The following is a 16324-nucleotide window of genomic DNA, read 5'->3' on the forward strand; positions in this document are numbered from 1 at the left end:
GAGAAACTTAAAAATGATTTTGGCAAATAAACTAAATATCACCAATCAATTAGAACTAGCTAAAGCAGAGGAAAAAATAAGTAAGCAAAAGGCAAAACAGCTATTTATCAGCGGTGATATCGATCAAGTTGAAGTCGGTAAGTTCGCGGGATTATCATATATCCATGCTTATCTTTTTGCAGAGATCTATGATTTTGCTGGAAAAATTCGTGAGGTGAATATTGCCAAAGGTAATTTTCGTTTCGCCCCTTTAATGTATCTTGAACAATCATTAAAATATATCGATGCCATGCCACAAACCAGCTTTGATGAGATTATTGAAAAGTATGTTGAGATGAATATCGCACATCCATTTAGAGAGGGCAACGGGCGTGCAACACGCATTTGGTTAGATTTGATCCTAAAAAAAGAAATTCAGCATGTGATTGACTGGAATCAAGTGGATAAAGATGAGTATTTATCGGCAATGGAGCGCAGTGTGGTTAAGGACATTGAAATCAAAGTTTTGCTCAAACAAGCATTAACCACGCAAATAAACGATAGGGCGCTCTTTATGAAAGGTATCGATATTAGCTACTACTATGAAGGATATAGCGAGTTTAAGACTGAGGATTTATAATGCTCTTTGCCATTGCAAATTGAGGTTGTAAGAGTATCGTTCACTTTGAATAAGGCATTTCTTATATCACTAGAATTATGTAGACAGTTTGCTTGTATTCTTGTATCGTTACAAAAATGTAAAATTTACTTGTTATTACTTTTATCTGATATGATAAAATCACTTAGAAATGACTATTTTCTTGGATATTTTTATGTCCTTATCAGTGTCGTTGGCTTTTCTATTAAGTCTATATTTATTAAATTAGCATATAATTACAATGTTCCACCAGTTACACTCTTAACCTTAAGAATGTGCCTCTCTATACCGTTGTTTGTGCTGATAATATTATTTATTGGGACTTGTAGTAAAACTAAGCCTGGGATAGCGAATCGAGTTGTTCTAAAGCTAATAATTATTGCTTCCCTTTGCTATTATCTAACTACCTTAACTGATATGTATGGACTCTTTTATACATCAGTTATGGTAGAAAGGATGGTTTTATTTACCTTTCCATGCTTTGTTGTATTGCTCTCAATTTTTTTGTTTAAAAAACCGTATTCAAAAATGGTTATTATTCCGTTTGGTATCAGCTATGCTGGTTTAGCAATATATTTTTTTGCAATGTCTAAAGTTGTTCATGGGTCTAGTAATGATTTTGTTGGGGTTTTATTAATTTTTGGTAGCGCTATCTTTTACGCCATTTATTTCATTGTATGCGAAAAGGCATTAAAAAACACAAATCCTATACTTTTTAACTCATGGGCAATGCTTTTTGCTGGTTTTTATGCGTTGATACAATATTTTTCTAATTATAATCATATTACTGTTCTGTTAGAGCAGGCTTGGCAGGTCTACATGTTAGCGTTATTCATGTCTATTTTTTCTACTGTCATCCCGTCAATCTTTATGGTACTGGGTATGAAAAGAGTAGGGGTAATTCCAAGTGCGCTAATGAATAACTTAGGACCAATCATTACGCTTGTAATGTCAATGACCATATTAGGCGACAGTGTTAGTTATATGGAATTAATTGGAGTTTTACTGGTGATTTTAGGAGTTTATAGTTTTAGGAGGTTTAAATAAATGGAGAAAATAGTTGTTACAATTATATCGGGCTCAGAAAGAAAAGGAGGCAATAGTGATTCTGTAGTCAATTATTTAGCTAATTACTTTCAAAGTGTTGATTGTTCGGTGCATAGTGTTTTTTTGTCTGAGAAGAAAATAATTCCTTGCGGCAGCTGTGGAGATTGTAATTATCGTTCTTCTCCCTGCCACTTAGATGATGACGTCGCATCTATTGTAGATTGTCTGGTGAATTCTAATATTATAATTTATGTAGCACCTGTACATGCTTTTGGAATGGCGCATAAAATGCAAATCTTTTTGGAAAGAGCTGGTGTCGGTTATTTAAGATTTAACAGACCTCTATCTAATAAGCTTGGGGGTTGTGTCGTTGTAGGGAGAAGGTACAATTTAGGGAATGTGCATGATCAGCTATTAAATAACTTTTTATTGAATAGAATGATTATTCCTGGCTCAGGTTATCCAGCCTTAATACAAGGTGGGGAGTCAGGAAATATTTGGCATGATGAAGAAGGTGTATCGGCAATCAATCAATTAATGGAAAGATTATATTCATTGGCTATTTCTATGAGTGTTAAAAAAACAGATGAATTTTGTTTGAGTCAGAACGAACGAATAGCGGCTGAAAATAATTCAAAAATGAAGGTGTAAAAATGAGTATGTTAAGAGTCAGAAGCTTTTGTGAAAATTTACCAACTAATGCTGATAGTTTTAGTATTTTCAACAGTTTAAGAAAAGTGTATACAGATGACCAATTATTTTTGCTTGAATCCTTGTCAGGGCCAAATAAAGATATGAACCAAGCTTTAATTGGTATAGAACCTTTGTTTAATATAAAAATGAGCTTAACAGCGATAAAAATATCTGGAGTAAGTGCAATTGTATCTTCAGTAAGCACTGTTTTAGACTCTATTGATGAATTAAGTAAGGTTAAGGAATGTGAGTATAAGATCAAAAATTTGAATAAAATTTGGGAAATACTAAGAAAAATAGAATCAGTATTTGCTTTAGATTATCTTGGTGATAGGACTTCGTTAGCTTTTGGTTATTTTGGTTATTTTGGTTATGATAGTGTCCGAGTAATAGAAAACTTGCCATATTGTATACATGAAAAGAATCAAAAACACATTATTGATCTAAGTATTTATAGCACGTTGATTAGTATGGATTTAAAAAATGGTCAAAATTTTTTAATTACTAATGAACTTGAACATGCTCCTAAAAGCCCTGTTAAGAAAGTTATTATGAGTATCGTAAGTGAAAAAAAATATGATGAAACTCAGTTAGATATTTGCCCAGATAATAAGGTTTCAGTGGCTAAGAGGATCAGCGACTCTGTTGATAAAAAAACATATTTTAATTGGGTTCATAAGGCATTAGATCACATTGTACAGGGCGATATTTATCAGATTCAGTTAGGTCATGAAATAACTATAGATAGTGAGATTAAGCCGTACTCAGTATATAAGAGACTACGTAAAATAAACCCTTCCCCCTATATGTATTATACGCAGTTAGGAGATATGCATATCATTGGAGCGAGCCCTGAGCTGTTTTTAAGGATTGATAAAAATAATAAGCTAACGATGAGACCAATTGCAGGAACCATTAGAGCAGGTAAAAATGCAGAGGAAGACAAACTTTTACAGCACGCTATGTTAAATGATGAAAAGGAAAGAGCTGAGCATATTATGTTGGTGGATTTATGTCGTAATGATATAGGCCGAGTTTGTACCAAGAGAACTCTAGAAACAGATGAATTAATGGTTGTTGAAAAATACTCTCATGTATCACACATCGTTTCCAATGTCATTGGGCAAAAAGAAGCAAGCTATGATAAGTATGATGTGATAGCAGCAACATTTCCCGCAGGAACAATGACTGGCGCGCCTAAAGTTAGAGCAATGGAAATTATTGAGGAAACAGAAAACTCACGAAGGGGTCTCTATGCTGGCTGCATTGGATTTATAGATTTTTCTGGTGTGGTTGAAACAGCGCTTTGTATCCGTACTGCCACTTACCAATCTGGAATATATACGATTAGAGCATCAGGAGGTATTGTTTATGATTCAACTCCAGAAGGAGAATGGAAAGAAACGATTAGTAAGTTAAGCTCAACATATTATGCAATTACAGCAAAGGAGTTAAGAAATGAAGATTTTATTAATTGATGCCTATGATAGTTTCGTGCATATCATTTATCAATATTGTATTTCTATAAAAGGGGTAGATGCAGATGTTATTAGAAATGATTGCGTTACGGCTAACAGTATAAGGGAAGCTCAATATGATTTAATTATATTTGGTCCAGGCCCAGGTAATCCAAAAGATAGTGGATACATTCCTTTAATAAAAGAATTCAGTGGGAAAATTCCTTTATTTGGTGTTTGTTTGGGAATGCAGGCTATGGTTGAAGCATTCGGTGGTAAGGTGATAAGATCAAAAAATGTTAGGCATGGAAAAGTCAGCAAAATTAAGCATAACTCCGAAGCATATTTTGCTGGTATTCCCCCTATTATTGATGTAACACGCTATCATTCGTTAGCAGCTGAAGATTTATCTTTCCCCCATGAAGATCTGGATATTTTAGCAAGATCATTGGATGACGACTGTGTTATGGCAATTAAACATAAGCAGCTTCAGCTAGGTGGAGTCCAGTTCCATCCAGAAAGTATCACGAGTTGTCATGGCATAGATATTTTTATGAATGTGATCAAGCATTCATTGATCTAGTGCCACACATCCAAGATACGCGAATACTTAAAAATGGAGTAATGCATCAAAAATATGGGATTTATAAGTGAACTCAAGTAGTCGCGTGTTTTAAAGTTGTAGCACTAGATTACTTTGCTCTTAATTTTTAATAAAAAAAACTGATTAATAATTAAAATATAATATATTTATCACATGATTGAACGTTTGTTATAGTGTTGACATCACAAAGAGCACTAAGGAAGATAAGTATGAAAAAGAGTATAAGTATCGCAATCAGTGTTATGTTGTTAGGTAGTAATCTTGCTCTAGCCGGCACAGATTTTTATGCAACATCTACAATGGCAAAACAGGTGCACAAGACACAAACGCATAGTCTAAATGCATCAATCAATATTAATGAATAATAAAGCAATCAATAAAACAGGAGTCAATAAATGTTCCCAAATTTAGAAAACCAACAAGTACCCAATGTCACGTTTAAAACCATGCAAGATGGTCAATGGCAGGATGTGACAAGCGATGATGTTTTTAAAGGTAAAAATGTTATTGTGTTCTCATTGCCAGGTGCTTTCACGCCAACGTGTTCATCATCTCATGTACCGCGGTTTAATGAGCTGTTTCCAGTATTTAAAGAGCATGGCATTGATCGCATTGTTTGCATGTCAGTCAATGATACCTTTGTGATGAATGCATGGAAAAAAGAGCAAAAAGCCGAGAATATCGATTTTATCCCTGATGGCAATGGTGAATTTACCGAAAAAATGGGGCTTTTGGTTGATAAAGAGGCTTTAGGTTTTGGTAAGCGTTCATGGCGTTATTCAATGCTTGTAAAAGATAGCGTGATTGCCAAGATGTTTATTGAGCCAAATAAAGCAGGTGACCCGTTTGAAGTCTCTGATGCGGATACGATGCTTAAGTTTGTTGCACCTAATGCGCAATTGCCGAAAGAGGTAACCATTTTCACTAAGCCAGGGTGTCCACATTGTAAGCGCGCTAAAAAGTTATTGGCAGAGCAGAATCAAGGCTATGAAGAAGTCGTTTTGGGGCATGGCGCTTCAATGCGTACCGTCAAGGCGTTAACTAATCGTCAAACCGTACCGCAAATTTATATTGATGGTCAGCATATCGGTGGCGCGGATGATTTGGAGAAGTACTATAGCAGCAAGTAACAAATTGATTTAAATAAAGCGTAAGCCTTTTGCGCTGCATTAAGGTACAATCACAGGCATTGTTGAGTGGCTATAAGGAGCATCATCAGATGCATTTTCAAATCAACCCATCCATTTTATCGGCAAATCTTGCACATTTAGGTGATGATGTTAAAAAGGTATTAAAAGCTGGCGCTGATAATATTCATTTTGATGTGATGGATAATCACTATGTCCCTAACTTAACATTTGGTTCAATGATATTAAAGGCATTGCGCGATGATGGCATTAATGCTGGCATGGATGTACATTTAATGGTTGAACCGGTTGATTCGATGATTGAGAGCTTTGCTAAAGCCGGAGCGACAAGTATTGTCTTTCACCCTGAGGCATCAAAGCATGTTGATCGAAGCTTGGGGTTAATCAAATCTTTTGGTATTGATGCAGGTCTTGCTTTAAACCCAGCGACGTCTGTTAGCGTCTGTCAGCATGTGCTTGAAAAGATCGATAGATTATTAATTATGACGGTAAACCCAGGATTGGGTGGGCAGCGTTTTATCGATGCGATGTATGATAAGATAAGTACGACAGCGCAATGGATTAAAGAATACAAAAGTGATATTTTGCTCGAGGTTGATGGTGGGGTGAAAGTCGATAATATTGCTCAAATTGCAAGCTGTGGTGCTCAAGCATTTGTCGCCGGATCAGCAATTTTTAATGCGCAAGATTATAAGGAAATTATTGATAAAATGCGCCAACAACTCGGATGAAAAAAGACCATAAAAAGTGGGGCAAAAAAGATTGATGAAAAAAATATTTTTTGTGCTTAAATTTTTGATTGACCCGCAAAAAAATTGGCTCTAATATTCGCACTTTCTGTCACCATAAAACTTAAGGCATGATCGCAATGACGGAAGTAAAAACACTAAGAAAAGACCTTAAACTACGCCATCTGGAATTGATTTCTTTGGGAGGCATTATCGGATCAGCTTTTTTCCTTGGCACGGGATACATTATTGCCCAAGGAGGTCCTGCGGTTTTAATATCTTATGCCTTAGGCGGATTGATTGTGTTTTTAGTGATGCTTTGTCTGTGTGAGCTAACGGTGGCAATGCCCAGTTCAAGTTCGTTTATTCAGTATGCTAGTGATTATATTTCACCAACATGGGCATGTGGCACAGGGTGGTCATACTGGCTTAATTGGATTGCTTATATTCCGGCTGAGTGTACGGCAGCTGGCATTATTATGCATTATATTATCCCAAGTGTGCCTGCATTTACTTGGGCGATGCTATTTGGATTGATGATTACCGTTATTAACTTATCCAAAGTACGTATTTTCGGTGAGATGGAGTTTTGGCTGTCGATTGTTAAAATTGTCGCGATTGTGATGTTTAGTGTGTTGGCAATATTCATCTTTTTTGGACTATATAAAAGTGGCGGCAAAATGCCAACGATTGGTACTGAGTATTTGCTTGGTGATGGTGGTTTCTTCCCGCATGGCAAGCTTGTTGTGATTAGTTTAATGGTCATGCTACTTGTCAATTTCCAAGGGTCTGAAATCGTGTGTTTAGCAGCGGCTGAGTCAACTGATACTGATGTTGCTATTCCACGTGCTTCACGCAATATTGCTATTCGTATCGTGTTGCTTTATCTAGTACCAGTATTGCTATTAGTGCTCATATTCCCATGGAATAAAATGGAAAGTGATACTTCGGTTTTTGTTCTAGCATTGCAGCAATATGGTTTTCACTGGGTCGCTGGCGTCTTTACGTTTGTGATTCTAACAGCAGCTTTTTCATGCGCCAATAGTGGCATGTATGCAACGGTGCGTGCATTGTATGGTTTGTCAAATCAAAAGATGGCACCAAAAATATTCTCAAGACTTAATCGCCATCAAGTGCCAATGCCTGCGGCGATATTCACTTTAATTTGCATCTGGATATTTTTGATTTTGTCATACTTTTTCTCGTCAACAACAGCATTTTCTTACCTTTTAAGCATTTCTGGCTTTACCGGTGCGGTATGCTGGATTTCAATTTGCTGGTCACAATACAACTTTAGAAAGCATTGCAAGAAGCACAAGATTGAACTAAAAGGCAAGTTCCGTACGCCATTTTATCCATTGGTGCCACTCTTGGGAATCTGGTTACAGGTTGCTTGTTTGGTGCTGTTATTTTTCAATGAAGAATTAAGACCAGCCTTCTACTTTGGCGTACCGGCAGTACTCTTACCAATGGCGATTTATTGGCTATATAAAAAGTACAGCAAAGCCAGTAATCATATTGAACAGAGTTTATAGATAATCTTTTTATTTTTTTTAGCAAAAAAATTTATTTACAGCGAAATAACTTGCTGTTACTTTATGCAAAATTTTTAGCAGTCTTGATTTTAAGTGCTAGACTTCATATATGAATCAACGCTTTAAATCAAACTTGTCTGATGAGAGTCAGATAATTGTTTAATTGGCACAAAACGGGAGTTTCCATGGCCTTCAATGAATAGGGCGCACATGAGTTAAATAGCTTAAGGTGCGCTTTACAAACTATAGGAGAGGTTCTATGCATAATATCAATTCATTTAACACACGTAACACATTTCAACCCTACTTCAGTTATGATGAAAACAATCAGTTGTGTGTTCATTATGGTCAGAGTTTCACTCAGTCGAAACCACTCACCGAGATCATTGACAAAGTACTACAAAAAGGCGGCAGTAAGCCTTGTGTACTAAACTTTAAACACATCACTGAAGATAGAATGTTAAACCTCTACCAAAGTTTTGCCAAAGCAATGGAGAATTACCGTTATCAAGGTGCTTATCAGTTAGCGTATCCGATCAAAGTAAACCCTAATGCTGCGGTGATGGAGACCTTAAAAGAGTGCGCTTATAAATATGATTTACCTTTTAACTTTGAAGTTGGCAGTAAGTCTGAGTTGCTAAGCGTTTTAGCACTTGCTGCCAAGGAAAATAATATCATTTGCAATGGCTTTAAAGACAAAGCGTTTTATGAACTTGCCAACTTAGCTGCCAAGCTAGGTTACACGGTCATTATGGTGCTCGAAAATGTTGATGAATTAGCAGTTGTTAAATCACTAAGCTATGAATCGGCAATTTACTTTAAATTAGGCTACCGTACAAAGCCATTTCATGAGGATTTGCATAGTGTTAAGTTTGGTCTTAGCTTAAAAGACATTCATTTTGTTAATAATGAACTAAAAGCGCTTAATTTGAGTGACAAAGTGGTATTGCTGCATGGACATATCGGTTCACAGCTTAAGCAGTTAAGTCAGGTTGAGAAGCATATTAATATGATGGTTTGCTTATATGGCAACCTATTAAATGATTGTAAAAATCTGACAATGATTGATTTAGGTGGTGGTTTGGGTATTGATTATGAAGATACCCAAAACCCACGTTTTCAATTGCCATATTATGCTGAAACGATTGTTAGAACATTCAGCTATTTTGTCGATCTTTTTCAGCTGCCACACCCAACGATTATTACTGAGTCAGGCAGAGCTGTGACGGCGATGTCAAGTGTGTTAATCGTTTCACCTCTTTATCAAAAAGCAGAGAATGAAATTGTTACTCAAACAAGCTATGACGAGGCTTTACAAGCAGGGTGGTTAAATGGTGAAATCGATTTAGCTGATTTGGTTGACAGCTCAAGTGTCAGCTATTTGGGCGATCAAAATGCACAAAAATTATGGCTTAATTTCTCGTTATTTCAGTCTTTACCAGATCACTGGGGGATTGGACAACATTTCCCATTATTACCAGTAACACATTACTCAGAAGAAGAAAGCATCGATTGTCAGTTGTTTGATATTTCATGTGATGCTGATGGTGTTTTTAAAGATAAAGAAGGCAATGATTATATTAACTTGCCATGCACTGAGATTAATGATCTTGCCTTTATGTTTGTTGGTGCTTATCAAGATATGCTCAGTAGCAAGCACAATATCATTGGGCGTACGACCTCTGTTGAGGTGGATTTTGTAACCTATGATGACTGTGTGTTGTATGTTGAACAGGCTGAAGATTATCATGCACTATTGTGTCAGTATGGACATAATCCATTGCAATTAAGCTCGAGATTACAACGTTTGGCTTATTTTCATTTAACGGAAGAGTTAACAGATCATGAGCAATTATTATTGGATAATATCCTAAGTGGCAATCCTTACTTGCAATTGGCAGATGCCGAACAAGTAGCTTATGATTTTAATCAGCAAATATTCAATAAAATCTAGTGTCAAATATAAGCTAGTAATGAATCAAGAATAAGTTAAACTCTCCCCCTCACCCCTGTAGTTTAAGCTACACGACCTCTCCCTCAAGGGGAGAGGTGAATTATTCTTGATGCATCAGCTAATCTGCTGAGGGAGAATTATAGATAATAATCCCTACTTCATCGATATGCTCTAGTAGCGCTTCTGAGGCAATCGTTTGATAATCAACAAGATCAACGAAATAGGGAATATTACTATTTTCAAATTGATCTTTGAGATTGATCAATACTTTGAAGTTAATTTCTTTACCAATAAGAGCGATATCAATATCCGATGCCTCTTTGTAATTGCCCATAGCACGTGAACCAAATAAAACAGCCGTTTTAATCTCGGGAAATAAGGACAAAATAGCATGAATTTCATCAATATGATAATTATTTAACCCGTAATTCATCATTGCTTTAACTCTAAGGTTTGATAAAGTTGTGTTACTAGCTTCAGATATTTATCAACAATAAACGTAAGAATCATCTTCGTGGTTGCTTCATCGTAGGTATGACTTGCTAAGTTTCTAAGCTGAAGCGCTTCAAGCCAAAGCTCTCCTTGATCGATGATGTTTGACTGATACGCCTGACGTATCACTGTCTTTGGTGTGCTTACTTCCTGAAAACCTTCATTTTCAAGATAATCTTTGAGCACTTTCCATGATAGCTCGATAATGATTTCAAAACCTTGAATTAGAGCCATTTGATAGGCTTCTAAATCTTGATGCTGTTGATACTCAGTTACTCGTCTTTGTAATACGTGATAGGCTTTAGAGAAGTTCTCAAACCGTAATTTCCAGCGAAGTGGTGGAGTTGTCGTCATTGCAGTAAAAGTGCTACTTTAGGTTGGCAGTAAGCATAACAAGATTAAACCAAAAAGACAGTAATAAGCAGATAAAAATACGATTGCTTTGGTTTTCATAAGCAATCTTTGTTATGATTTTGCCAGTTAAAACTAAACCTCAGGATGTGCTTATGCGTGTTTTGCTTAATTTACTGTTTGTTGTTGCCGTCGTTGTCGCTGTATTGGTGTTTTTTCCGTTCTCAATGCTCGTGTTACTTGGCGTATTGTTATTGATGCTTTACTTTTTACCAAGCTATATTGCTTTTAAAAAGCAGCATCCAAGTGCGATTATCATCTTTATTGTTAACTTATTATTGGGCTTTACGTTTATTGTTTGGTTGATCTGCTTAATTTTGGCAATTGCTTATCAACCACGTACGATTATCGTCGAAAAACATCATTACCATGGCGTGTAATGCGATGACCGTGATGCTCGATATGATTAAATCGCTGAATAAAGCGCAGCAAGAAGCCGTGCTTTTAGCAAATGAAAATGCATTGGTTTTAGCCGGAGCGGGCAGTGGTAAGACGCGTGTGTTAACGCATCGCATTGCCTACTTGTGTCAGGAGAGAAACATCTCACCTTTGAATATATTGGCAGTGACCTTTACCAATAAAGCAGCACGCGAGATGCGCGGTAGGGTTGAGGAGCTTCTAGGCTTTTCAACCGTTGGTATGTGGATTGGTACATTTCACGGAATAGCACATAGATTATTGCGCCAACATGCACAAGAGATCGGTTTTGATCGACGCTTTAAAGTGCTCGACCAAGATGATCAATTACAAGTCGTTAAGAAAGTTATCCAAAGTTTAAACCTAGATGAGAAATATTATCCACCTAAGTATTTTCAAGGCTTTATTAATGGCAAAAAAGATGAAGGCATTCGCGCGATTGATCTGCCAACAGCCGAATTTGATAGTGAGGTGGTTAAAATATATCAAGCCTATGAAGCGCGCCTGAAAGCAGATAATGCATTGGATTTTGCTGATTTGCTACTATACGCTTATGAGTTGTTTAAACACAATGAAGTGCTTCGCAGCTATTATCAAAAGCGCTTTCAATATGTATTGGTTGATGAGTTTCAAGATACCAATAGTGTGCAATATAAATGGTTGATGTGTTTAAAATCACAAAATAACGCTTTTATGGCGGTGGGTGATGATGATCAATCTATTTATGGTTGGCGTGGTGCTAAGGTTGAAAATATTGAACATTATCTTGCAGATCTATCACCGGTAAAAGTCGTGCGTTTGGAGCAAAATTATCGCTCAACACAGCTGATTTTAGATGCGGCTAATGCGGTGATTGCCAATAACAGCAACCGCATGGGTAAGATGCTGTGGTCTGAAGCTGAAAAAGGTGAGCCTATAGCGCTTTATGAGGCGTTTAATGAGCGCGATGAAGCGGATTATATTGCCGATAAAATTGATGATCTGCATCATAATCAATCTATTTCCTTGGCTGATATTGCTATATTATATCGCTCTAATGCGCAATCACGTGTGATTGAAGAAGCATTACTTAAGCGCGGGTTGTCTTATCGCATTTATGGGGGCTTACGCTTCTTTGATCGTGCGGAAATCAAAGATGCATTGGCGTATATGCGCTTAATTGCCTTGCGTGCTGATAACTTAGCCTTTGAACGAGTTATTAATTTACCAACGCGCGGCATTGGTAATAAAACCTTAGAGAGTATCCGTGAATATGCCGGAGCAAATGATCTGTCATTGTGGCATGCGACATTACAGATGATTGAAATAAAAGCGTTTAGTAGTCGAGCATCTCAAGCACTGCAGCGCTTTATTGATTTGATTGAAGATATGTCTTCGTTGAAAGATGCATTGACTTTAGGGCAGTTAATGCGTCATGTACTTGATGCCAGTGGTTTGATGCTGATGTATCAAGAATCTAAAGCTGAAAAAGCACAACAAAAGCATGAAAACTTAAAAGAGTTGGTCAATGCCGCTAATGAATTTATCCCGCCTGTGGAGGATGTCGCTGATGAGGATTTACTGGTTGAGTTCTTAAGCTTTGCCGTGCTTGAGTCAGGGGAGATGCAAGCTGAGGATAATATGGACGCGGTGCAATTGATGACTTTGCATACTGCAAAAGGGCTTGAATTTCCGTATGTGTTTATGACAGGGCTTGAAGATGGCTTGTTTCCGTCATCGCGTTCGATTGAGGTGCGTGAGAAGTTAGCTGAAGAAAGGCGCCTTTGTTATGTGGGTATCACGCGTGCAATGCGTTATCTGACCTTAAGCTTCAGTAAAGTGCGCCATCAATATGGCGATGTTAATTATCAGATTAAGTCGCGATTTTTAGATGAGATTCCGGATGAGTATATTCAATATGTGCGCCAGCAAGTGAAAAAAACACCATCGGCAAAAGCTAAGAAAGCAAGTTTTGGCATGTCGCCTTTTGAGTTTATGAAAATTCAAAGTGCAAATAGCAATGCCTTTAAATCAGGTGACTGTGTAGTTCATCCAAAGTTTGGTATCGGCGTGGTTTTAAAAACCGAAGGACAGAATGATGATTTATGTTATCATATTGACTTTCAAGCCGGAGGTGGCAAAAAGGTGTTGCTTGCCAATATGGCGAAGCTGACAAAATTATAATGCTTTTGTTTGCGCGGTAAGCCACGCTTTAATTGCTTCGTCACTAATCATAGGCAATATTTCTTTTTCGACACGCAAGTGGTAACTATTAATCTGTTTAATTTCATCATTAGTCAAAAGTGCAGTATCGATTAGATTACGCGCATAAGGCACAAGTGTGAGATCTTCAAAACAGTAAAAATCGCCAAAATCACGATGTGCCTGCTCGCGCATTGGTTTAACAAAACATAAGTTCTCGATGCGAATACCAAACTGGTGAGGGAAATAAACACCCGGTTCATTACTCACAATCATGCCAGACTCAAGTGATTGATTACTAAACGCCGGAGAAATACGCTGTGGTCCTTCATGCACACATAGGAAACTGCCAACGCCGTGCCCTGTGCCATGCCCGTAGTTTAACTGTTGTTGCCATAATGGCTGACGAGCGAGTGTATCTAGCTGCTCGCCACGCGTGCCTTTAGGAAAGCTTGCATTTTGAATCGCTAGATGTCCCTTAAGCACTAAAGTGTAATAGTATTTATGCTCTGAGGTTGGGTTGCCCAGATGAAATACACGCGTGATATCTGTGGTACCTTCCAAATATTGACCACCTGAATCTAGTAAGTAAAGACTGCTATTATCAATGACTTTAGAAGTCTTTGCAGATGAGCGGTAGTGAATAATCGCGCCATTTGAGGCAAAGCCGCTAATGGTGTCAAAGCTCGTGCCTTTGAAATTAGGTTGCTTTTGGCGGAATTTTAATAGCATATCTTGCGCTTTAAGCTCATCAACACCTTCATGCCAATGATTTTCAAGCCAGTGAATAAACTCAATCATGGCAATAGCATCTTTTTTATGCGCATACTTACTACCATCAATTTCGGTGATATTTTTGCATGCTTTGGCAAGTGCAATAGGTGATGGCGCAAAATGACCATTACAGTCGATATTTAAGTTTTGTAAGATCGCATAATTTGCCGTATTAGGATCAATCCAGATTTTACCTTGAAGCTTAGATAATTTTGGGTAAAACGCATCATAACTTACGATGCTAATCCCTTGAGTATTCAGTGTGGTTTTAACCTCATCACTCAATTTAGAAGCATCAACAAAAAACTCACAACGATCTTTGTAAAGGATCACATAGCTAATCACTAAGGGGTTAAAGTTAATATCATTACCACGAATATTGAGTAACCACGCAATTTCATCAAGCATGCTAACAATTAATGCATCGACTTTATTCTTGTGCATTAGGGCACGCATTTCTTTAAGCTTCGTCGTGGTATCTTTACCACTGAAATGATCTTTTTGCAAAAAGGTAGCAGCACGTGGTAGTACGCTTTGATCATTAAGCATGGTGCGTGCTTGATCGATTAAATTGTCTTGATCAAAAACACATTTGCCTTCAAGTGAGTGCATAAGCTCCTCAAGATGTTCAGCACGTTTAATCGATACGGTGGTTGGGTCAATGGCAATGGTTTTGCCATAGGCATTATCTCTTAGCCAATTTTCCAGCTCGGAAACAAAACCTTGCTGTTTTTGTAAGCTATAGATATTGCGATCAAGCTGCGCTTCAGCTTGCAAGAAATAACGTCCATCCGTCCAAAGAAGGGCATTATTTTGACCAATTAATGCCTCACCAGCACTGCCATCAAATTCGCTTATCCAAGGGCGGCGTTGCCAAGCTTTAGGTAAATACTCGTTATTATGTGCATCTGTGGATGGTGCAAGATAAAAATCATATTGTTTTTGCTGCATTAATTGACGTAATGTTTGAACTTTTGTGGAGGTCTCTAGCATGAAGTTGTCCCTATTGCTTATTTCATAAGTTGTGGTTATTTAATCGTAGATGCTTGCTATAAACAATAAAATTTAAATTTTTTCATTGAAAAAGCGCTAACAACACTCCCAGTCTGCTAAAAAGTTAACTATACTAGCCAAGGTTTAATTAAAAGGAGTAGCTTCTTTATTGAGAAGCTCCCGCAATGTCCTGTTAACGGATAAACTATTTTTATAACCGAAAAAAATGAGGAAGAAACATGAAGAAAAAAATCATTGTTGGCTTATTAGCAGCGGGCTTGTGCTCTGCAGCTTTCGCAGCGAATGATCATAGCAACCAATTATATGGACAGTTTGGCTTAGGTGGTTATATCAATCATAGCTATTCTCAAAGTGGTCCTGCTGTATCAGGCACGGTTGGTTATGGCTTTAACAAGAACCTTGCGGCACAAGCAAGTGTTAGCTACATGGGCAACAACCAAAAAACTGTTTTAGCGGAAGGTATCTGGAATTTTGCGAATAACACGAAATTCACACCATATGTTGCGATCGGTGGTGGTTACATGAGTTTAACAACGAACTCATTTGGTCTTGATGCAGGTGCTGGTGTTAAGTATGACTTCGCGCCGAATGCTTATATCTCAGCTGATTACCGTTATCTTCAATCATTTGGTTCTAAGACGCCAAATGGTAGCATGATTACTGTTGGTCTTGGTTTGTACTTCGGTGGTGCGAATAACACATCTGCTTATGGCGCTATGGGTCCTGTGGCAGCAGATCAACAAGCACGTGAAGATGAGTATCATGCAGCTTATGCATTACCAAAGAATGTGATGGAATGCCAAGCAGGTACTTCTGAAATGACACGTGAGTCTATTGGTTGCTATACGGTTGATGGCGATAAAGTAACAATGCATTTAGATGCTAAGTTTGCTTATAGCAGCTATGCATTGAATGCAAAAGCTAAAGCGGCAATTGGCAACCTAATCAACTTTATGAACGAGTATGATATTAAGAAAGTGGTATTACAAGGCTTTGCTTCACAAGGTAAAAAAGGTCCAGCATTTGCACAATACAACCAGCAGTTATCAGTTAACCGTGCGCAAGCGGTTAAATCGTATATGATTTCTAAAGGTGTTGATGCAAGCAATATTGAAGTGGTTGGTTATGGTTATACACGCCCATTAGTACCAAACACAACAAAAGCTAATCAGTCAATCAACCAGCGTGTTGAGGCAAGTATTCCTGTTCCTTTAAAGGCTCAGTAAGTATTT

Annotated in this window: 16 protein-coding genes; 13 read left to right on the forward strand and 3 right to left on the reverse strand. The window is 37.5% G+C overall.

The window, feature by feature from the left end; genetic code table 11:
• The first annotated feature begins 13 nt into the window (after positions 1-13).
• The 10 genes from fic to DNJ75_RS00760 all read left to right on the forward strand — a co-directional run bounded on the left by fic (position 14) and on the right by DNJ75_RS00760 (position 9803).
• A complete protein-coding gene (gene fic, locus DNJ75_RS00720; protein ID WP_117001250.1) occupies positions 14-619 on the forward strand; it encodes a protein adenylyltransferase Fic in 606 nt (201 codons plus the stop codon).
• 150 nt (positions 620-769) lie between these two features.
• The gene (locus DNJ75_RS00725) at positions 770-1684 is read left to right on the forward strand and encodes a DMT family transporter (protein ID WP_150468903.1); all 915 of its coding nucleotides are present in this window, start codon (positions 770-772) and stop codon (positions 1682-1684) included.
• On the forward strand, positions 1685-2335 hold the full coding sequence (locus DNJ75_RS00730; protein ID WP_117001252.1) for a flavodoxin family protein: 651 nt from the start codon (positions 1685-1687) through the stop codon (positions 2333-2335).
• 2 nt (positions 2336-2337) lie between these two features.
• The gene (locus DNJ75_RS00735; RefSeq protein ID WP_117001253.1) at positions 2338-3855 is read left to right on the forward strand and encodes an anthranilate synthase component I family protein; all 1518 of its coding nucleotides are present in this window, start codon (positions 2338-2340) and stop codon (positions 3853-3855) included.
• Positions 3836-4417, forward strand: a complete 582-nt coding sequence (locus DNJ75_RS00740) for an anthranilate synthase component II (RefSeq protein ID WP_117001254.1) — start codon at positions 3836-3838, stop codon at positions 4415-4417. Before DNJ75_RS00735 ends, DNJ75_RS00740 begins: the two co-directional genes overlap by 20 nt.
• 230 nt (positions 4418-4647) lie before the next feature.
• Positions 4648-4803, forward strand: coding sequence for a hypothetical protein (locus DNJ75_RS15280; protein WP_157968153.1), 156 nt, complete (start codon positions 4648-4650; stop codon positions 4801-4803).
• Positions 4804-4833: 30 nt separating this feature from the next.
• Positions 4834-5568 (forward strand): glutathione peroxidase, encoded by a 735-nt coding sequence (locus DNJ75_RS00745; RefSeq protein WP_117001255.1) that lies wholly within the window; start codon positions 4834-4836, stop codon positions 5566-5568.
• Positions 5569-5657: 89 nt separating this feature from the next.
• The gene (gene rpe / locus DNJ75_RS00750; protein ID WP_117001256.1) at positions 5658-6317 is read left to right on the forward strand and encodes a ribulose-phosphate 3-epimerase; all 660 of its coding nucleotides are present in this window, start codon (positions 5658-5660) and stop codon (positions 6315-6317) included.
• A 137-nt stretch (positions 6318-6454) separates the two neighbouring features.
• Complete coding sequence (locus DNJ75_RS00755) at positions 6455-7849, forward strand: amino acid permease (protein WP_117001257.1); 1395 nt, start codon at positions 6455-6457, stop codon at positions 7847-7849.
• Between the two features lie 259 nt (positions 7850-8108).
• On the forward strand, positions 8109-9803 hold the full coding sequence (locus tag DNJ75_RS00760; protein ID WP_117001258.1) for a type III PLP-dependent enzyme domain-containing protein: 1695 nt from the start codon (positions 8109-8111) through the stop codon (positions 9801-9803).
• A 118-nt stretch (positions 9804-9921) separates the two neighbouring features.
• Here DNJ75_RS00760 and DNJ75_RS00765 read toward each other — a convergent pair whose 3' ends face one another.
• Both DNJ75_RS00765 and DNJ75_RS00770 read right to left on the reverse strand, forming a co-directional pair.
• Positions 9922-10239, reverse strand: a complete 318-nt coding sequence (locus DNJ75_RS00765; protein ID WP_117001259.1) for a nucleotidyltransferase domain-containing protein — start codon at positions 10237-10239, stop codon at positions 9922-9924.
• The gene (locus DNJ75_RS00770) at positions 10236-10649 is read right to left on the reverse strand and encodes an HI0074 family nucleotidyltransferase substrate-binding subunit (protein ID WP_117001260.1); all 414 of its coding nucleotides are present in this window, start codon (positions 10647-10649) and stop codon (positions 10236-10238) included. Before DNJ75_RS00770 ends, DNJ75_RS00765 begins: the two co-directional genes overlap by 4 nt.
• 113 nt (positions 10650-10762) lie before the next feature.
• On the opposite strand from DNJ75_RS00770, the gene DNJ75_RS00775 reads away from it, so the two are divergent.
• Positions 10763-11086, forward strand: a complete 324-nt coding sequence (locus tag DNJ75_RS00775; RefSeq protein WP_117001261.1) for a superinfection immunity protein — start codon at positions 10763-10765, stop codon at positions 11084-11086.
• Positions 11087-11090: 4 nt separating this feature from the next.
• A complete protein-coding gene (uvrD, locus tag DNJ75_RS00780; RefSeq protein WP_117001262.1) occupies positions 11091-13286 on the forward strand; it encodes a DNA helicase II in 2196 nt (731 codons plus the stop codon).
• Here the strand turns inward: uvrD and DNJ75_RS00785 are convergent.
• On the reverse strand, positions 13281-15071 hold the full coding sequence (locus DNJ75_RS00785) for an aminopeptidase P family protein (RefSeq protein ID WP_117001263.1): 1791 nt from the start codon (positions 15069-15071) through the stop codon (positions 13281-13283). The genes uvrD and DNJ75_RS00785 overlap by 6 nt on opposite strands.
• 239 nt (positions 15072-15310) lie before the next feature.
• Here DNJ75_RS00785 and DNJ75_RS00790 point away from each other — a divergent pair, with 239 nt between their 5' ends.
• A complete protein-coding gene (locus DNJ75_RS00790; protein ID WP_117001264.1) occupies positions 15311-16318 on the forward strand; it encodes an OmpA family protein in 1008 nt (335 codons plus the stop codon).
• The last annotated feature ends 6 nt before the right edge of the window (positions 16319-16324 follow it).

The organism is Cysteiniphilum litorale (assembly GCF_003428165.1).
GTDB lineage: Bacteria > Pseudomonadota > Gammaproteobacteria > Francisellales > Francisellaceae > Caedibacter > Caedibacter litoralis.